The following is a 19009-nucleotide window of genomic DNA, read 5'->3' as shown; positions in this document are numbered from 1 at the left end:
GTCAGTTCGTCGTGATTGCGCAGGAAAATCGCCCACTGGTTGGTTTCTGCCAGGTCTGGCGTTTGCCGCATGATGTCGGTGATCGGAAAGCGGTCTTCGCTGGCGATCGACATATAAATGCGCGGCATCAGCGGGAAGTGGAACGCCATATGACATTCGTCTTCGTTACCAAAGTACTCCTGCACGTCTTCCGGCCATTGATTGGCTTCGGCCAGCAGCATGCGGTTGGGGTAATGCTTGTCGATGGTCGCGCGGATCTGTTTAAGGATCGCGTGCGTTTCCGGCAGGTTCTCGTTGTTGGTGCCTTCGCGCTCGACGAGATAGGGCACGGCATCCAGGCGCAGCCCGTCGATGCCCATGTCGAGCCAGAAGCGCATGACGTGCAGCACTTCGCGCAGCACGGCGGGATTGTCGAAGTTGAGGTCGGGCTGGTGTGAATAGAAACGGTGCCAGTAGTAAGCACCGGCGACGGGATCGTGCGTCCAGTTCGACGGCTCGGTATCGATAAAGATAATGCGCGTGCCCTGGTAGCGCTGATCGGTGTCCGACCACACGTAATAGTTGCGATGATTCGAGCCGGGTTTGGCGCGCCGCGCGCGCTGGAACCACGGATGCTGGTCCGAGGTGTGATTGATGACAAGCTCGGTAATCACGCGCATGCCGCGCGCGTGCGCTTCCTGAATGAAGCGCCGCACGTCGGCGAGCTGACCGTAATCGGGGTGCACGTTGCGGTAATCGGCGATGTCATAGCCATCGTCGCGGCGCGGCGAAGGATAGAACGGCAGCAGCCAGATTGCTGTCACGCCCAATCCCGCGATGTAATCGAGCTTGGCGAGCAGGCCCGCGAAATCGCCCACGCCGTCGTTATTGGCATCGAAGAACGACTTGACGTGAACCTGGTAGATCACGGCGTCCTTGTACCAGTGCGGATCGTCCGAGAGCATCGAGGGCTTGCCGCGTTTTTGCGTGGCGTGTCCTTCGCGCGCTGCGTGGTCGTCGTCGGTCTGTGTGGTGGGGTCGTGCGTAACCGAGGGATCGCGTTTCATGTCGCTCCTCCGGGCGGGAAGTCCTCGCCCAGTTCGGGGTGGCTTTCTAGCTCTGAATCATCGGATTCGGGCGGCGGCGTTTCGCGGGGCAAGCCGTCGATCGGCGCAATGCGCCAGATCGCAAACGGCTTGGTGTGCGGATCGAGCCGGACGTGCTGCCAGCGGCCCTGCCATTCGAAGCGCTCGCCGGTCATTTCATCGACCACGGCCAGGCGCGCGTGATCGTCGATCTGCCATTGCTGGAAGGTGGCCCAGGACAGTTCGATATCGGCGCCTTGCTCGTTCCAGGCATCGAGATTGATGGCCACGACGATCACGTTATCGCGCGCTGGCGTGGCCTTTTCGAAGCACAGAATGGCGTCGTTGTGCGCGCTCAGGAAGGTGACGCCCAGATGCGATTGCAGCGCGGGATTGGCGCGGCGAATACGGTTGAGGGCGGTAATTTCCGCCATGATGTTGCCGGGCCGGTTCCAGTCCCATGCACGCAACTGATACTTTTCGGAGTCCAGATATTCTTCGCTATTGGGCAGTGGCCGCGCCTCGCACAATTCGAAACCGCTATACACGCCCCACAAGCCCGAAAGCAGGGAAGCCAACGCCGCGCGTATCAGATGGATCGAGCGCGCGCCGTTCTGCAGATAGCGCGGGTTGATGTCGGGCGTGTTGACGAAGAAGTTGGGCCGATAGAAGTCGCGCACCTCGCTCTGCGTGAGTTCGGTGAGATAGGCGATGAAATCGCGCTTCGATTCGCGCCACGTGAAATACGTGTACGACTGCGAAAAGCCGATCTTCGCAAGGCGGTACATCAGGCGCGGACGCGTGAAAGCCTCGGAGAGAAAGATCACGTCGGGATGGCGCGCACGCACGTCGGCGATCATCCACTCCCAGAACGGCAGCGGCTTGGTGTGCGGATTGTCGACGCGGAAGATGCGCACACCCGTATCGGCCCAGAACAGGATCACGTCGCGCAACGCGAGCCAAAGATCGGGCCTGGCGTCGTGCGCGTAGAACTCGGGATTCACGATGTCCTGATACTTCTTGGGCGGGTTTTCCGCGTAGCGCAGCGTACCGTCGGGACGCCACGCGAACCAGCCGGGGTGCGCCTTAAGCCACGGATGGTCGGGCGAGCACTGAATCGCAAAGTCCAGCGCGATTTCCAGGCCGTGCGCGTGCGCCGCGTTGAGCATGCGGCAAAAGTCTTCCAGCGTGCCCAGTTGCGGATGCACGGCGGTGTGACCGCCTTCGGCCGCGCCGATCGCGTAAGGGCTGCCCACGTCGCCGGGTTGCGCGGTCAGGGAGTTGTTGCGGCCCTTGCGATTGGCGGTGCCGATCGGATGGATCGGCGGGAAATACAGCACGTCGAAGCCCATGTCGCGCACGCGCGGCATCTTCGCGATCACGTCGTCCCAGGTGCCGTGGCGCGATTCGTCGTCGCTCATCGAGCGCGGGAAGATTTCGTACCAGCTTGCGAAGCGCGCGGCGGGACGCTCGGCGTCCACGCGCTGCACGGTTGCATCGCGCGAGAGGAAGGGACGGTGATGGGCGGCGCGCACGGCGGCGGCTGTTGCGGGTGCTGAGAGCAACGCGCAGCGCGTATCCGTATCCGCGCTAATAAAACGCCTGACGATATCGTCGAGCGCGGCGCGATTGAGCGCGTGTTCTTCGCCGGGCACGTCCGAGGTTTCCGCCGTTGCCAGCACGAGGGCGAGCAGGCGGCTCGCTTCTTCGAGTTCGAGATGGACGGGCTGATTGGCCGCGCGCTTTTTCTGCAGATGATCGACCAGCGAAGCAAAGTCGTCGCGCCACGCGATCACCACGAATTCGTAACGGCCCACGCGTTCGAGCGGGAAATGACCGCTCCACATATCGGTGCCGGCGGGCGGCACGGGCGACATTGGCGCTTCGTGCCAGGCGGTTTCGTCGGCGGCGCGCCAGAGAATTGCGCCGTCGATGCGGTCGTGCCCTTCGGCGAAGATCGCGGCGCGCACCTCACAACGCTCGCCGACGATGCGCTTGGCCACGAAGCGCCCATGATCGACCGAGGGCGTCACGCTTTCGATGGCGATGCGCGGCGCGGCGATCGCTTCCAGCACGCTCTTGTGGCCGCTGGTGGGCGACTTCGCCAGGTCCTCGGGCGGCGCGAGCGACACGAGGGGGCTGGCGAGCGCGCGGAACATCCAGCACGCGCCGGCGGGCAGCGTGAAGCTGTCGGGCACGGCGCTGGCGTCGCGGCGCTCGGGCAGGCGCGCGCCGCGCAAGGTCTGGGCGTCGAGCGGCGTAAAGCGCGTGAAATTGCCGGGCACGCCGTCGAGCAGATGCGCCATGTTCACGCGCACGGGCGCGGCCAGCGCCGGGTTGACGAGCGTGAGCAGGGCTTCTTCGGCAACCCGCAGATCGTCGCGATCGCCGCGTAGCAAGGCGGCCACGGGCGCGCCTGCGCCATTGAGCGCGCGCAGCTCGCCATTGGTCTGCAGGATGAAGGTTTCGCGCTGCAAGGCGTTGGCGTGCGCGATATCGGCGGAGAAGTCGAAGGGCGCCTGCGCTTTCAGTTGTTCCCATGAGGGCGCGCCGCCAGGCGCATCGCGGCCGCCGTGACTCGTGGCGTCGTGCAGGCCGTACTCGAAACCCATCGGCACCAGCCAGCCAGTGCCCAGCGCCGCCGCCGTGCGCAGCATGCGCCGGTAGGCGCGCTCGACGGCGCGCGCATCGGCGGCGCCTTCCATATCGTGGGCCAGACGCGTGCCGTAGGGCGCTTCGGGAAACGTGAGCGGCGAGCCTACGCGCCGCACCACGTCGTGTTCCTCGATCATCCAGCGCTCGGAAAAGTCCCACCAGCGCAGCGATGTGAAGGCGGCGTCGAACCCCGCTTCTTCGAGGCCGGCTATTTCGTCGCGCGCGAGGCCTGGTGTTGCCGCGAGCCAGCGCGTTTGCACATGGCTCGCGCGCACGGCGTCGAAGATGGCGCGCAGCACGCCCGCGGGCACACGATGCGGCGAGTCGATGCGAAAGCCGCCCAGGCCCGCATCGGCCAGACGCGTCGCCAGTTGCGTCCACCAAACGGCCAGCGGTGCGCCCGCGCGATCGAAATCGGCATAGGCGACGTTGGCGTCCAGATGGCCGTGGCGCGGGTCGAGGCGCGCATCCTCCGGCTCGAACGGATGGAACCATTCGGGATGCTCGGCGTAGAGCGCGCCGTCCGCCGCCGTGCGATCGAGCGTGAGATCGGCGAGCAGGGTGATGCCGCGCGTTTTCGCAGCGGCGACGAGCAGGCGCAACGCGTCGTCCACGCGTTCCTGCGAGCCGAAGGCGGGGTGCAAGCGGGTGTGATCGGCAATGATGCGGTCGTCGCCTGATGCGCCGGGCGCGAACAGGCCGCCGATCAGGACATGGTCGAAGCCGAGCGACGCCGCATGCGCGAAATGCGCAGGCCACGCGTCGAGCGGCCCGACGAGGACGGAATGGACGAAGTAGATCCGCGGCGCATAGGCGTGGGGAAGTTCCATCGGTCGGATTCCAGGGTACGTCGGGCGGCGTGGATGCAAGGCCGATGTGTCACCGGATGCGATCACGTTGCCCGTGGGCTGCCGGAGCGGGCCGCGCGGGCTCGCGGCGCGTCCTGTTCAGAGTAGTGCAAGAGCAGGCCGGAACCAAACCGCGAGCGACGCGTAGCGTCTTGGCGGGAGATTCAGCAAGGCATGTGCCCAGGGCGGCCATGCTGTAGGCCATGAGCGCGGGCATGCCGCTGTGCGCGGTGTGGCGGAGAACGCAGCGCATGGCAGCCGAATTCCCGCCGCGCGATATTTGCAAAGGCCGCGTGGAAAAACGGCGCGTACTAACCGGTCAGTTGCCGATTCAGTTGCCCACCATGCTCGCTGCGATGTTCACGCACAGCCCGAGCACGGAAACGTTGAAGTAGAACGACAGGATCGACTGCGCGAGCACGCTGCGGCGCGCGCTGCGCCCGCGCATGCCGACATCGGCGGTCTGCGAGGCGCAGGCGATCGTGAACGAGAAATACAGGAAATCCCAGTAGTTGGGCGTGAGGTGCTTGTCGGGGAAGGCGAGCGCGGGCGACTGCGGATCGGAGCCGTAATAGACGCGCGCGTAATGGAGCGTGAAGATGGTCGGAATCAGAAACCACGCCCCGATCAGCGTCATGCCCGTGAGCAGCGAATGCAGCACCTTCGAGGCCGTGCCCAGATCCTTCGTGGTGCCCAGTTCCAGCACGATGGCGACGATGCTCGCGACCGTGGCCGCGCACACCATGAACAGCACGGTGCTCGCGCTCTGGTCCTCGCGCTGGGCGTTGGCGCGCACGCTCTCTTCGTCGGTGCGCGCCATGTGTATCCAGATCAGCACGAGGTAGGTCCAGATCGCCGCATCCCAGCCGAGCAGCACGCGCGCCACGGGCCGCATGGCCGCCGGCACGAGCGCGCCGAGCACGATCCCCACCGCGATGCCGATTGTCATATGCGGACGGTTGCGCAGGACTTGCGGGAAAAGTTTCATCGCTCGTTCACTCTGGTGGAATGTCGCTGGCACGCGCGGGCTTGTATCGATCTTTGCAACGATCTTAGTCCGACCGCCGATGCGGCGTTATTTTACGGATCGCGCCTTACGGTTTGGCTAACGCCGCCAGGTGAGGCTATATTGCCTGGAAGGCACACCATCTGGACCTTTCTTCGGGCTGCACGATTGCAAACCTTGTAGTCAATGCAGGCGACTTCATCGGGAGTCCGCATGAACGGCCGGGCGCAGGACGGGAGATCGGATACTCCGCACGATCGTGCCGCCGCTGAGTCTCGCCGCCGCTTCATGAGGCGGGGTTGCGCACTGGCCGCAGCGTTGGCTTTCGCACAGATTGGCCGGCGCGTCGCGCCATATGGTTTGGGTGTGGGTTTGGGTATGCCCCAGGCGTTTGGCGCGGCGCCCGCTACGTCTGCTGTGTCTTCCGATTCTTCCGATAGCGCTTATCGCGCCTTCATCGCGCTCTCGCAACGTCTCACCGGGCGCACGCATTTTGACGCCGTGCTGGGCCAGCGTATCCATGCCGCGCTCAAGCGCGCGAACGGCCAGTTCGAGCGCAACGTCGGCGCGCTCAATGTGTGGCTGCAGGGTCATGGCGGCGTGCCCTCGGACGTCGTCACCGCCGCGCTCAAGCCCGATCTGCCGGAACTCGCCGCGACCGTGGGCGACATCGTGCGCGCGTGGTATCTCGGCGTGATCGGCGAGATGCCGAAGGTGCAACTGATCGCCTACGAGAAAGCCTTGATGTTCGGCGCCGTCGATGACGTGCTGCCGATTCCGTCGTATTGCCGCGACCTGCCGTTCTACTGGACGCTCAAGCCGCCGGATTACGCAATTCCAGCCTCATAGGCGCACTGGCGGTTCGGCTCGCGACGCGCGCGCACAAGCAACAACAAGAGAGATGGCGATGGCGATAGAGCACTCTGCCGATGTGGTCGTTGTCGGCTCGGGCGTGGCGGGGAGCCTGGTCGCCTGCAAGCTGGCCCAGGCCGGCGCCTCGGTGATTGTGCTCGAAGCCGGGCCGCGTCTCGCGCGCTGGCAGATCGTCGAGAACTTTCGCAACTCGCCCGTCAAGGCCGACTTCGCGTCGCCGTATCCGGCGGTGGCGTGGGCGCCGCATCCGCAGTATTCGCCGCCCAACGGCTATCTGGTGCAAAAGGGCGACGCGGCGTACAACGCGCAATATCTGCGGCTCGTGGGCGGCACGACCTGGCACTGGACGGCGGCGGCGTGGCGACTGTTGCCCGCGGACTTTCGCCTCAAGACGCTGTACGGTGTGGGCCGCGACTGGCCCTATGCCTACGGGACGCTGGAGCCGTGGTACCAGGCCGCCGAAGTCGAACTGGGCGTCTCGGGCCCGGACGCCTCGCACGATCTGGGTTCGCCGCGCTCGCAACCCTATCCGATGCCGATGCTGCCGCTCTCGTACATGGACCAGCGCTTTGCCGAGGTGCTCAACGCCAGCGGCTTTCGCGTGGTGCCCGACCCGGCCGCGCGCAACAGCCGTCCCTACGGCGCGCGCCCGACCTGTTGCGGCAACAACAACTGCATGCCGATCTGTCCGATCGGCGCGATGTACAACGGCATCGTTCACGCCGACAAGGCCGAACAGGCGGGCGCGAAACTCGTGCCCGAAGCCGTGGCGTACCGCATCGAGGCCAGCGACAAAGGCCGCATCCTCGCGGTGCATTACAAGGACCCGCACGGCAACAGCACGCGCGTGACGGGCCGATACTTCGTGCTGGCGGCCAACGGCATCGAAACGCCCAAACTCATGCTGATGTCGACGAGCGCGGCGTTTGCTCGCGGTATCGGCAATCGCTCCGACCAGGTGGGCCGCAACCTCATGGACCATCCGGGCACCGGCATGACGTTTCTCGCTAATGAAGCGCTGTGGCCGGGACGCGGGCCGATGGAAATGAGCTCGGTGGTGAACCTGCGCGACGGCGCGTTTCGCGCCACCTACGCCGCCAAAAAACTCCATCTGTCGAATGCTGTGGCCACGCCTCCCGTGACCGCCGCGCTCATCAGGAACGGCCTCACGGGTGCGGAACTCGACCGGCAGATTCGCGACCGCGCGGCGCGCACGCTTACGATCAGGAGCTTCCATGAGCAGTTGCCCGATCCGCAAAACCGCGTGCTGCCGTCGAGCGAGCATAAGGATGCACTGGGCGTGCCGCAGCCCGAGATCCATTACTCGATCAACGATTACGTCAGGACGAGCGCAGCCAATACGCGCGAAATCTACGCGCAGATCGCGCAATTATTCGGCGGCGCCGAAGTGATGTTCGACGATGATTTCGCGCCCGGACATCACATCATGGGCACGACGATCATGGGCGCAAACGCGGCCGATTCGGTGGTCGATGCGGACTGCCGCACACACGACCATGCGAACCTGTTCATCGCCGGCAGCGGCGTGATGCCGGGCGCGGCGACGGTCAACTGCACGCTGACCGTCGCCGCGCTGGCGCTCAAGCTGGCCGACAAGCTGCGGCATGAACCATGAAGCGAAGCGCTCGCTATCTTGCCGCGTTCGCGCTGCTGTTCTGCGTTTTCTCGCTTTATGTGGCGTGGCGCGTGGTTCAAGAAACATCGACCGTTCCCGTCGATGAATGGCCGCTGCCCGCCGCACACGGCGAAGACCCGGCCACGCACGCCGATGCAAACACGACTGACACGCGTTCAGAGATCGTGCAACGTGGCGCTTACCTCGCGCGAGTGGGTGATTGCGTCGGCTGCCATACCGCCGATCCGCGCCGTCCATTTGCGGGCGGCGTGCCGATCGACACGCCGTTCGGCCGTCTCTATACGCCCAATATCACGCCCGATCCTGCTACCGGCATCGGCCAATGGAGCGACGCCGATTTCCTGCGCGCGATGCACGAAGGCATCGGCCGGAACGGCGAGCGGCTCTATCCGGCGTTTCCGTACGTCGAGTTCACGCGCGTAACCGATGCCGATGTGCGGGCGATCCGCGCGTATCTGGGAACGCTTGCGCCGATCCACTACACGCCGCCCGTCAACGCGCTGCATTTTCCGTTCAATCAGCGCTGGCTGATGCTGTTCTGGAATCTGCTCAATTTCGAACCGGCGCGCTTTGTGCCCGATCCGCGTCAAAGCGCGGAGTACAACCGCGGCGCGTATCTCGTCGAGGGCCTTGCGCATTGCGAGGAATGCCACACGCCGCGCAATCTCACGCAGGGCTTGAGTAAAAGCGAGCGCTTTTCGGGCGGCACGCATGCGGGCTGGCAGGCGTACAACATCACGCCTGATCGAGCCGGTGGCATTGGCGGCTGGAGCGACGACGCGCTCATCAGCTATCTGACGACCGGCGTGGCGGTGGGACATGCAAACGCCGCCGGGCCAATGGCCGGCATCGTGCAGAACTCGACGCAATATCTGACGCCGGAAGATTTGCGCTCGATAAGCGTGTTTTTGCGCGCGCAAGCGCCCGTGGCGGGCGGTGCGACGCGCTCGCGCGATAGTTTCGGCCAGCCTGCCGACGACGATGTCGCGACGCTGCGCAGCAACGCCGTCACCGCCTCGAACGGCGCGCAACTGTTCGTGGCGAACTGCGCAAGCTGCCACAACTGGACCGGGACGGGCGTGGGCGCCAGCGCGCCGGGTGCATATCCATCGCTGATCCGCAACAGCACGGTGGGCGCGGCGCATGCCGACAATCTCGTGATGTTGATCCTGCAAGGCGTGCATCGGCAGACGAAGGACGCCGACGTGCTGATGCCGGGCTTTGCCAGAGAACTCGGCGACGATCAGATCGCGGCGCTAGCGCGCTACGTGACGCAGCGATTCGGCGATCCGCGGGCGACGATGACCGCCGATCGCGTCGCGGCGTTGCGTGCGCAGGCGCAATAAATGCGCTACTGCGACGCTTTCATTTAAGGCGTGTGAAACCCCGCCGGAAAAGTCTGCGCAAAAGCGGGTATGGACGCATACGCTGCGCGCTCGCAGGGCTATCATGAAGCGATGACGCCCACTCCTGTTCCTGACGTTGTGCATCACGCGGCCAATGCGGCCGGTCGCGATTTCGTGATCGGCGACCTGCACGGCTGCGTGGACCCGTTGCGCTATCTGCTCCATATGGCGGCGTTCGACGGTGCGCGCGACCGGCTGTTTTCGGTGGGCGATCTCGTCGATCGCGGCGACCAGTGCGAGGAGGCGCTGGCGCTGCTCGACAAGCCGTGGTTCCATGCCGTGCTCGGCAATCACGAGGACTCGCTGTGCGCCTTCGTCGAAGGGCGGCTCGCGCGGCATCGCTGGTACGGCATCGGCGGAGGCTGGTCGCAGGCGCTGCCCGAGCGCACGCTTGCGGCGCACGCTAAACGCCTGCGCGAACTGCCGCTCGTGCGCACCGTCGGCGAGGGCGACGCGCGCTTCAATGTGCTGCACGCAGAGTTTTTCGGCGACGATGCCGAACTCGACGCTGGCCAGTTCGACGCCGCCACGCGCGAGCGCATGCTATGGGGACGCGAACTCGCCCTCAACGCCGGCACGCCGCCGCGCCACGCGCTGTCGCTCACTTACTGTGGACACACGCCGGTGCGCGAGTTGCGCCAGATCGGCTCGCAGATGTTTATCGACACCGGCGCGTTCATCCCCGAAGGACGCCTGACGCTGGTCGAGGCGTTGACGCCCAGGCACTGGTCGATCTCCGTGCAGGCCGCGCGTGCCATGGGCGCGGCGAATATCGCGCTGCCCTGAATGGACGATTTTTTCGATGCTTGCAGCGCCGATAGCGGCCGATGCCGGTTGGGTATAATCGCCGCCCGGTTCGGACGAACAACAGCGCGGACGAACAACATCGGAATACAAGCGGAGGCGCGGCGTGCGGGCAGTAGTGGTGATGGTCGCGGCAGGATGGTTCGCGACGGCGACGGCATGGGCAGCCGCGCCAACGGCGGCGCATGCCGCGAAGGCGCAGACGGCGGCGCATAAAAATGGCCACGTTGCGAACACGGCGCAGCATAAAGCGCACAGGAAGGGCGTAAGACCGTCTGCTGTCCATGGAGTGAAAGCGCAGGCGACGGCGAGGCACGTTGGCACTCGCGACCGGGTCGTGGCGTCCAGCGGCCATGCCGGCGCGCCATCTCACGCACAGCGCACACCGCACACACCGCGACAGGCAAGCGCGCACAAGCCCGCCAAACCGGCCGCCGTGCGTCCCACGCCGCGCCGCAAACTCATGGTCGATGCGCCTGCGCCTTCCGTGCCCGCCGTTTCGGTCAAGCGTACGAACCCGCCGCCGCAAGAGCTTCCGCCGATCCTGAGCTGATACGGCTGATACAGATCAGGCGCCGCGCTCAGGCGCTGCCGAGACTCGACGCGAGCAACTGCAGTGTCGCCGCCGAACGCGGCTCGTGCACGCGCGAATGCAGCGTGACGCGCGACACGGGCAAGGGCGGCAGCCCGAACTTCGCGCCGACATCGACGAGCGTGCGCGGCGCCACCCGCCGCGCGAGCGCCGACACCGCCAGGCCTGCCTCCAGCGCAGCGCCCACCGCGGCCACGCCGCCGCCCACGAACACCTCGTTCCACGCCATTCCCGCCGCATCGAGCGCGCCGATGGCGGCCGCGCGCACCGCGCAAGGGCCGGCCAGCAGCGCGAGCGGCAGCGGCGTGCCGGGCGACCATTGCAGCCCCGGCGAGGCGAGCCAGACCAGCGGCTCGTCGAACAGCAGGCGTGCGTCGCCGCGTGGCGACTCATCGGCCTCCTGGCGCACGATCACGGCGTCCAGCCGCCGCTCGTCGAACTGCGCGAGCAACTGCGCCGATAAATCCAGATGCAGCGCGATCACCAGACCCGGATCGTGCGCACGCAGCAGCGCCAGTTGACGCGCGAGCTGGGCATCCGCGACGTGCTCGCTCAGGCCGAGCGCAAGTCGCCTCGAATCGCCCGTCAGCGCGCCGAGCGCGCGCTCGTGCGCGCCCAGCAGATCGCGCGCGGCGCCGAGAAACGCCAGGCCGTCCGGTGAAAGCCGCACGACGCGCGGCGTGCGTTCGAGCAACTGTCGCCCGAGGTGGTTTTCAAGGCGTTTGAGCTTGAGGCTGACGGCCGATTGCGTGGTGTCCAGTGCGTCGGCGGCGCGCGTGAAGCTATGCAATTCGGCAACCAGTACGTAGGCGCGTACGGCGTCCAGATCCAGCGGTTTCATTTCCATCGTAAATGAATGAAATATGCAGTGATATCTGTTTGTTATGATAGACCCACACTAAGCTGATGTCATGTTCAATCAACCCGATGGAGCCTGACATGCCTTTCACCCGAATCGCCGTTCGCGCCGGCAAGCCCGCCACCTATCGCAAGGCCCTCATGCAGGGCGTGCATCGCGCGCTCATGGAAGTGTTCAAGGTGCCCGAGGACGACCAGTTCATGGTCGTCACCGAGCATGATGCGGATAACTTTCTCTTCGGTCGTAGTTACCTGGGGATCGAGCGGAGTGACGATCTCGTCATGATCCAGATCGCCGTGACCAATACCCGTGGACAGGATCTGAAGAAGGCGCTGTTCGCGCAGATTGCGGAAAACCTGGCGCAGGAGCCGGGGGTAAGGCGCGAGGACGTGTTCGTGAATCTGGTGGAAGTGGCGAGGGAGAACTGGTCGTTTGGGAATGGGGTGGCGCAGTATGCGACGTAAGCGGGGCGTGTTGTCGGGAGTGGAGTGCTACGTTCATGCGAACTGGCCGGGCTTCGCCGCTCCTTTCGAAATTAGCTTCCCGGCTTTGGATCGTGTGGCTGGCGCACATAGTAGATGTCCCATTCGCTTTCTTCAGCGAGTACGAACCCATGCCGTTGGTAGAAGCGGTTTGAATCGCTGCCACGCAAGGCACCGACGCGGATTGGCATGCGCTTCGAATCGGCGTTCGCAAAGACGTTCTGCAGAACGGACGCGCCAACTCCTTTGCCTTGGTGCTCGGGCAGAACGTATAGATGGTCCAGCAGCCAGTGGTCCGCCTGCGGGCGGACCACGATAAAGCCAGCGCGAGCGCCTTCGACCTCTATGAATCGACACAGCGTCGGGTCAAATGATGCGAGAAAGCGCTCACTGGCGCGCTGCGGGTCGAAACGACCGATACGCTCGAGGCTCTCGCGCATCGCAGCGATACGAATCGCGACGAGAGTGTGGGCGTCGGACAGGGTTGTGGCGGCGAAGGTGATGTTCATGGCTTTCTACTACCACAGTCGTCTGAGTCTGGCGACGGTGCGCGCCGCCAGCGTGCTGACTTACTGATCCTTCGCGTCCTTCACACGCGCATCGGCGTTTTCCTTATCGGCATCGGCTTGTGCGTCGGTCTTTTTCTTATCGGCTTTGGCCTGGGCGATGGCGGCCTTCTTGTCTGCCTTCGACTGAGCTTTCGCTGCCTTCTGATCCGCGTGCGTGACCGGTGTGGCCGCTGGATCACTGTTCGTCTGTGCGGATGCGTCGGTGGCGATCGTCAAGGCGCTAACGGCTGCGAGAGCGAGCAGGGCGGCACTAAGGCCTTTTGCGGGTTTGCGGATCGGCGACATAGGTTTCTCCGTTTTCTGTTGAACGTGGACCTGATCCCGCAATCGTCATGCCAAACCATTGGGCCCGCTAAACCACGCCAAACCGGTCCGCAAGTTCCCCACCGGCGTGCGCAAAACGCTCAACCAGAAATTCGATCAGCCGACGCACCCGGGGAACCGCGTAGCGAGTGCGATGGAGAACCGCATAGACGCCTGGTTCGGGACGAATATAGTCGGGCAGCAGAATCTCCAGCGAACCATCGCGCAAATCCGCAGCGGCGTCCCAGATGGTCTTGCGCGTAATCCCATGTCCCGCCAGCGCCCAACGAAGTATTTCAGACTGATCTTCCACCCGGACATGAACTCCGCCATCGCCGTCCATTGAGCGCACTCCCCTCAAACCGCCCGACTAACCAGCAACGTATCAACCGCTCCAACCGCGTTGATTTCCCGGCTCGCGTTCGGCAACTTCTGCAACACATAGCGCATCGCATTCAACCGCGCGCGCTTGCGGTCGGAGCGGATCAGCGTCCACGGCGCGTCGGCCGTATCGGTTTGGGGCAACATGGCTTCCGTCCCATCTGCCGAGCGAGGCGAGATCGACGGGACTCAGCTTCCATTGCTTGAGCGGATGCACGCTGCGTTCCTTGAAGCGCCGCCGTTGCTCCGCGCGGACGAAGGAAGACGAGGAGCGCGCCGCTCAGGCGTTGGCGGTTTTGCGCAGGATCGTGTAGAGCGAATCCTTGAGGTGCAACTTTTCTTTCTTGAGATGTTCGATCGCCATGCCGTGGGTGGGAACGATGCCGGCTTCCATATTCTTGATCTGCTGATCCAGTTCGTGATGGCGATTGAATAGCCGCGCGAAGTGTTCGTCGTGGACCTTGAGATGCGTTATCTGTTCTCTGTATTCGGGAAACATTAATAGTCCTCATAAAAATGAGATTAATCGAAGGAATTATTTAAGTATTTTTCCACTTTCTTCTCGTGTCGATCTTGATCGCCGTCAGTCAGCCAACTGAAGGGCGGCGCATCGCCGGTACCAGCGTGCAAGCTTGCACGTCGTGTACTATCGGGGCGGTAACGCGCTCGCGCCAACGAACCCCTGGAGTGTTCATGGTCCGTCGTCTGGAACTCGTGCTGGATGTCGTGCATATCGAGCCGCAGGCCTCGAGCGCGACTGCCGTGGTGACCGATTGTGCGGCGACCTTGAGCGCTGCGTTACCGTCTTTCGTCGTGCAGGCCGAGGCCGCCGAATCCGTCTCGATTGTCACGTTCGACCATGATGGTGCGCTCGCGAAGGCGGGCTGGCGGATCGCGGTGGAAACGCGCGGAACGGTGCGCTGCGTTGTCGTGTCCAGCCGGCGCGAATGGACGCCCGGCATCATCGTTGTCGAGCCGATATTCTCGGCGCATCTCGAAACTCCGGAGCTAGACGGTGCGCTTTTTGACGCTGCACCTGCGGCGTTTCGCGAGGCGCTGGCGGCGGCGGGGCCGCTGACTCCGTCGGCGTCGCTGACGGTGGTGCGTAGCGCCTGGGCGTGGCCGCGTGCGGCGGGCGAAGTGGGCGACCTGACGCTCCAGCTCGATGCCGATGTGCGTGCGCCAGGTGACGACGTGGCGCGCTTGCACGAGTTACGCGTGAGCGCATCGTGGCCTGAGGACGCGCAAGCGGCATCGCTGGTCGATCGCGTGTTCGCTTGCGCGCATGAACTCGTCGATGCGCTGCCCGCATTCGTGCGTGTGACCGATGCGCTCGATCGCGCGGCACAAGGCAGCGTTGTCGGCGATGAGCGCGCGGTGCACGCCGCGCCCGTCGACCTGCGGGGCGCGTCGAGCGCGCAGCAGGCACTGGCGGCGATCGGCGCCAACATCAGCGCGCAATGGTTCGGCAACGACGCGGGCGTGCGCGATTCGGCCAACACGGAGTTCATCCACCAGATGCGCGTTTCGCAGCGACGGCTGCGCACGGCCATGCGGATCTTCTCGCACTGGCAGGACGAGGCATGGAGCACACGTATCCAGCCCGATCTCAAATGGATCGGTGCGTTGCTCGGCGAGGCGCGCGACCACGATGTGTTCGTCGAGTCGACGCTGCCGGCGCTGGCCGACGCCGACAATGACCCTGCGCGCTGGCAGGCCGTGCGCGCCGAGGCCGAAGCCGGCCGGTCTGCCGCTCGCGCGCGCGCGCGCGAGGCGCTGGCGTCGCCGCGCTATGCGCATGCGGCGCTCGCCTGGTTGCAATGGCTGGCGCGTTTCACCCAGCAAACGGTCGAGCCAGACGCGCCCGACGCGCCAGGCGAGGTCGGCCCGTCGCTGCATCGTCATGCGAAGAAGCGCGTGCGCCGCTATTACGAGCGCCTTGCGCAGGCGCAAAAACTCACCGCCATCGACGAGGCGAGCCGCCATCGCGTGCGCATCAACGCAAAATATCTGCGCTATACGCTGGAGTTTTTCGCACCCGTCACGTCGCGCCGCACGCGCGCGCAGATCGCACGTACGCTGGCGCGCCTTCAAGGCGTGCTGGGCGACGGCAACGATGCAGCGGTTGCGCTGGGCTTCCTCGAGCACATGGACGCCGGGCCCTATCAGCTAGGCTTTGCGCGCGGCTGGTGCGAAGCGGTGAAGCGCTATACCGCGAAAGAAGGCGAACGGCTGTTGCGCGAACTGCGTGCGCCGAAGGTCACGCGCGACGGCGCTTGAGTCATGGGATGGGCGCATCGGTGAGGCGAAGCGCCGTCTCTATAATCGGAGTCACGTTTTGGCTCTCGATGGCTGTGTCGCGATGAATACCGCTTCCCCAAATCCTTCTGATTTCGATTCCGATCATTGCGCCGACGATCATCGCGCCACGCCCGGACTGGGTCTCGGCGGCTCGGTCTGGTTTCAGGCCGGTCCGCAGATGCTGGGCGGCAGCGCGCGCATCGCGCTGCTCGCGGCGATTCGCGATACCGGTTCGATTACCGGCGCCGCCAAGGCCTTCGGCATGAGCTACAAGGGCGCGTGGGACAGCGTCGAAGCCATGAACAATCTCGCCGGTGAGCCGCTCGTGGTTCGCGCGACGGGCGGCAAGGGAGGCGGCGGCACGACGCTCACGCCGCGCGCGCTGCGCCTGATCGCGACGTTTGCGGCGATCGAGCGCGAGCATCGGCGTTTCCTGGAGCGCGCGGCTGCCGCCGTGAGTGCACTGGATATCGGTGCGGGTCAGGATGCGGAGCAGGCCGTGTCCGGCGATCTGGCCGTGCTGGGCCGTTTCGGCTTGCGTACAAGCGCGCGCAATCAGCTCTACGGCACCGTCACGGCACTCGCGCGCGGGGCCGTCAACGATGAAGTGTCGATTGGGTTGCCTGGCGGTCAGCGACTCGTCGCCACGGTGACGCGGGAAAGTGCCGAAGCGCTGGGTCTTGTCGAAGGCGCAGCGGTGGTGGCGCTGGTCAAAGCGTCGTCGGTCGTGCTGGTGGCGGGCGGCGAGGGAGCGGCGGCGCGGCTGTCGGCGCGCAATCAGTTGAGCGGCGTGGTGAACGGCGTGCGGCGCGGCGAGGTCAACGCGGAGGTGACACTCGAACTGCCAGGCGGCCTCGTGGTCGCCGCCGTGGTCACCGATGCCAGCGTCGAGGCGCTCGGCCTCGATATCGGCGTGAGCGCGACGGCTATTTTCAAGGCGTCGAGCGTGCTGCTGGGCGTGGGCAGCTAGATAGCGTAGAGCGGCGTCAGGCGTGGCGCTGTGTGGACGGCGTGAACGTGTCGCGCGTCTGCGAAATCGGCGCGGTCGGCGTGCCTGGCGTGCCGAGCGTGCGATTGGGCCGATTGGCCTTCCACTTGGCGCGTACATAGGGCTGGTCGTGACCCGAGACGGTCAGGGCGATATCTGTGACCCAGCGGTGCGTGGGCACGCGCACGTCATGCAGGGCGACCGTGAGGGCCGCCAGACTCACCGTGACCACCGCCGTCGAAATCCCGCCCGAGCGCGCTTCCCACCAGTAGCGCACGAACACCAGCGCCGTCAGTGCGCCGACGATGGTGCCGGTGACGGCCTCCGACGGCGAATGTGCATCCAGCACGACGCGCGAGAACGCCACCACGATCCCCACCACCAGACCCAGCGCGACACCTGCCGCGCGCAGCGTGGGCCGCGCGCCTTGCAGTATCAGGAAGAAAGCCACCGGATAGACCGAGGTGGACATCATCGCGTGGCCGCTCAGGCCCGTGAAATCGTACGAGCGAACCCCGACTCCCCAGCCGAGGAAGGCGATTTTCGTCAACGTGCAGAGACCGATTGCCGCACCTAGCAGTGCCAGCCAGCTGGCCGCCATGCGCAACGAATAGCCCGCGGCGAGCCACAGCGCGATCGCGAAAGCAAGCGGAAACGTGAGACCCGCGCCACCGAGGTTGGTGATCGAGGTCCAGAGGTTAAGGGGCAAGTCGGGCATGAGTCGGCGCTACGGCGGCGCATTCGCAGGGTGAGGTTGCTTGAATAACGTACCAGCGGCGAATCGGGCCGACAAGTGCGTCCAGGGACTTTCCAGTATAGCCGCGATTTGTTGTGCCTAATGCGGTGCAACGAACATCGCATTTCTTTAGAACTCGTTCGACTGCAGGGCGGTCAGATTGGTGTTATTGTGCATCGCACAACAATTTTACGTAGTGAGTTTTTACTACGTATCCGACCCCTTTCAAAGGCCACTGATGACGAAAGATCTGACGAAGCTGTGGGCGGGTGGCATGCGACGTCTGCTCGCCATCCAGAATCGCGCGGCCCGTACGGCGCTGCGCGAGGCCGGTTTGCGCGCATCCGATGCGCAGGCGATGTGGCTGGGCGCGCAGGCCGCTGCCGCCGCGCCGGCTGCTGCTGAAAAGACCCAACCGCGCCCGACGCCAAGCGGCGCGCCCATGCGCGAATCGCGCGTGGGGCCTCGCGCCGCAGCATGGGCCGCGGGCGAATGGCAACGCGCCGAACATCTGCCGAAGGGCGCGTCGCGTGCGCTGCCCTACGGCCTCTATCTGCCGCCGGATCGGCCCACGGCGGGCATGCCCGTCGTCGTGATGCTGCACGGCTGCAAACAGACCATGGATTCGTTCGCCGAAGGCACGCGCATGAACCTGCTGGCCGACCGCCACGGTTTTGCCGTGGTGTACCCCGAGCAGTCGGTGCAGGCGCATCCGCATCAGTGCTGGCACTGGTACGACGCGCGTCAGTCGGCGGGCGGCGGGGAGGCTGCGGCGATCGTGTCGCTTGTCGATACGCTCGTTGAAGAGCATGGTTTCGACCGCTCGCGCGTCTATCTGGCCGGGCTGTCCGCGGGCGCGGGTCTCGCGTCGCTGCTGGCGATGCGCGCGCCGGGCCGCTTCGCGGCGCTCGCGTTGCATTCGGGGCCGGCGTTCGGCGAGGCGCGCTCGGGCGTGGCCGCGCTCGATGTCATGCGGCGCGGGCTGCACCACGATCCGGCCGCGCTGGTCGAGAACGAACTGGCGGGGCGTCAGCATCCCGGCATGCCGGCGTTGATCGTGCAGGGCGGCAATGACGCCGTCGTGGCGCCCGTGAACGCCGATCAGTTGACCACACAGTTTCTGCATCTGAACGGTCTCGCCGATGGCGAAGGCGTGCGCCAGGGCGTCGTCGCGCACGAACACGACGCCGACGGCTACACGATCCACGATTACCTGCGCGATGGGGCGAGCGTGGTGCGTTTCTGCCGCGTGGACGCGCTCGATCACGCCTGGAGCGGCGGCGACGATACCGTGCCGTTTCACTCCTCCACCGGTCCGGATGCCAGCACGATGATCTGGGACTTTTTCGAAACGCAACGCCGCGCCGACGCGGACACCGCCTTCGACGACGAACTGGCGCAGGGCGCGGGCTGATTGCGTCGACCGCTGCGGCGCGGCGCGCGGTAGCCTGCGACAATCCGCATCAATTCAAGGGTTTACCCTAT

At 65.3% G+C, this 19009-nt stretch carries 17 protein-coding genes and 1 pseudogene; 8 read left to right on the top strand and 10 right to left on the bottom strand.

Going from position 1 to position 19009, the window contains the following annotated elements; translation table 11 throughout:
- From VG320_RS21000 to VG320_RS20990, 3 genes are all read right to left on the bottom strand, one after another.
- Positions 1–1046: alpha-amylase family glycosyl hydrolase (locus VG320_RS21000; protein ID WP_327201986.1), on the bottom strand; the 1046-nt coding region annotated here is incomplete at its 3' end.
- Positions 1043–4549 (bottom strand): maltotransferase domain-containing protein, encoded by a 3507-nt coding sequence (locus VG320_RS20995; RefSeq protein ID WP_327201985.1) that lies wholly within the window; start codon positions 4547–4549, stop codon positions 1043–1045. The genes VG320_RS20995 and VG320_RS21000, both read right to left, overlap by 4 nt.
- 349 nt (positions 4550–4898) lie before the next feature.
- The gene (locus VG320_RS20990) at positions 4899–5555 is read right to left on the bottom strand and encodes a DUF1345 domain-containing protein (protein WP_327201984.1); all 657 of its coding nucleotides are present in this window, start codon (positions 5553–5555) and stop codon (positions 4899–4901) included.
- 204 nt (positions 5556–5759) lie between these two features.
- Between VG320_RS20990 and VG320_RS20985 the strand changes: the two genes are divergently transcribed.
- The 4 genes from VG320_RS20985 (at position 5760) to VG320_RS20970 (ending at position 10295) form a co-directional block, all read left to right on the top strand.
- Positions 5760–6422, top strand: a complete 663-nt coding sequence (locus VG320_RS20985) for a sugar dehydrogenase complex small subunit (protein WP_327201983.1) — start codon at positions 5760–5762, stop codon at positions 6420–6422.
- Positions 6423–6480: 58 nt separating this feature from the next.
- Positions 6481–8082, top strand: a complete 1602-nt coding sequence (locus VG320_RS20980) for a GMC family oxidoreductase (RefSeq protein ID WP_327201982.1) — start codon at positions 6481–6483, stop codon at positions 8080–8082.
- Positions 8079–9449: a cytochrome c gene (locus VG320_RS20975; protein WP_327201981.1), complete on the top strand. Its 1371-nt coding sequence runs from the start codon at positions 8079–8081 to the stop codon at positions 9447–9449. The genes VG320_RS20980 and VG320_RS20975 overlap by 4 nt, the downstream gene beginning before the upstream one ends.
- 111 nt (positions 9450–9560) lie before the next feature.
- The gene (locus VG320_RS20970; protein WP_327201989.1) at positions 9561–10295 is read left to right on the top strand and encodes a metallophosphoesterase; all 735 of its coding nucleotides are present in this window, start codon (positions 9561–9563) and stop codon (positions 10293–10295) included.
- A gap of 599 nt (positions 10296–10894) precedes the next feature.
- On the opposite strand, the gene VG320_RS20965 is transcribed toward VG320_RS20970, so the two are convergent.
- On the bottom strand, positions 10895–11746 hold the full coding sequence (locus tag VG320_RS20965) for a LysR family transcriptional regulator (protein WP_327201980.1): 852 nt from the start codon (positions 11744–11746) through the stop codon (positions 10895–10897).
- Positions 11747–11844: 98 nt separating this feature from the next.
- Here VG320_RS20965 and VG320_RS20960 point away from each other — a divergent pair, with 98 nt between their 5' ends.
- Positions 11845–12228, top strand: a complete 384-nt coding sequence (locus VG320_RS20960) for a tautomerase family protein (protein ID WP_327201979.1) — start codon at positions 11845–11847, stop codon at positions 12226–12228.
- 71 nt (positions 12229–12299) lie between these two features.
- Here the strand turns inward: VG320_RS20960 and VG320_RS20955 are convergent, their stop codons facing one another.
- From VG320_RS20955 to VG320_RS20935, 5 genes and pseudogenes are all read right to left on the bottom strand, one after another.
- Positions 12300–12755: a GNAT family N-acetyltransferase gene (locus VG320_RS20955; RefSeq protein ID WP_327201978.1), complete on the bottom strand. Its 456-nt coding sequence runs from the start codon at positions 12753–12755 to the stop codon at positions 12300–12302.
- A 60-nt stretch (positions 12756–12815) separates the two neighbouring features.
- Entirely contained in the window at positions 12816–13100 is a 285-nt protein-coding gene (locus VG320_RS20950) for a hypothetical protein (RefSeq protein ID WP_414696090.1), read from the bottom strand.
- A 67-nt stretch (positions 13101–13167) separates the two neighbouring features.
- On the bottom strand, positions 13168–13461 hold the full coding sequence (locus tag VG320_RS20945) for a LysR substrate-binding domain-containing protein (RefSeq protein ID WP_327201977.1): 294 nt from the start codon (positions 13459–13461) through the stop codon (positions 13168–13170).
- Between the two features lie 14 nt (positions 13462–13475).
- A pseudogene (locus VG320_RS20940) lies at positions 13476–13761 on the bottom strand (polyphosphate kinase 2); the annotation flags it as partial.
- Positions 13762–13779: 18 nt separating this feature from the next.
- Entirely contained in the window at positions 13780–13998 is a 219-nt protein-coding gene (locus VG320_RS20935) for a YdcH family protein (protein ID WP_327201976.1), read from the bottom strand.
- Positions 13999–14192: 194 nt separating this feature from the next.
- Here VG320_RS20935 and VG320_RS20930 point away from each other — a divergent pair, with 194 nt between their 5' ends.
- Complete coding sequence (locus VG320_RS20930) at positions 14193–15779, top strand: CHAD domain-containing protein (protein ID WP_327201975.1); 1587 nt, start codon at positions 14193–14195, stop codon at positions 15777–15779.
- A 199-nt stretch (positions 15780–15978) separates the two neighbouring features.
- Positions 15979–16770 (top strand): TOBE domain-containing protein, encoded by a 792-nt coding sequence (locus tag VG320_RS20925; RefSeq protein ID WP_327201987.1) that lies wholly within the window; start codon positions 15979–15981, stop codon positions 16768–16770.
- A 16-nt stretch (positions 16771–16786) separates the two neighbouring features.
- Here the strand turns inward: VG320_RS20925 and VG320_RS20920 are convergent, their stop codons facing one another.
- Positions 16787–17506 (bottom strand): phosphatase PAP2 family protein, encoded by a 720-nt coding sequence (locus VG320_RS20920; protein WP_327201974.1) that lies wholly within the window; start codon positions 17504–17506, stop codon positions 16787–16789.
- A gap of 256 nt (positions 17507–17762) precedes the next feature.
- Here VG320_RS20920 and VG320_RS20915 point away from each other — a divergent pair, with 256 nt between their 5' ends.
- The gene (locus tag VG320_RS20915) at positions 17763–18938 is read left to right on the top strand and encodes a PHB depolymerase family esterase (protein ID WP_327201973.1); all 1176 of its coding nucleotides are present in this window, start codon (positions 17763–17765) and stop codon (positions 18936–18938) included.
- Positions 18939–19009 lie beyond the last annotated feature (71 nt).

This window comes from Paraburkholderia sp. (genome assembly GCF_035948235.1).
Taxonomy (GTDB): Bacteria; Pseudomonadota; Gammaproteobacteria; order Burkholderiales; family Burkholderiaceae; genus Paraburkholderia.
This window is presented reverse-complemented; position numbering and strand designations above follow the sequence as displayed.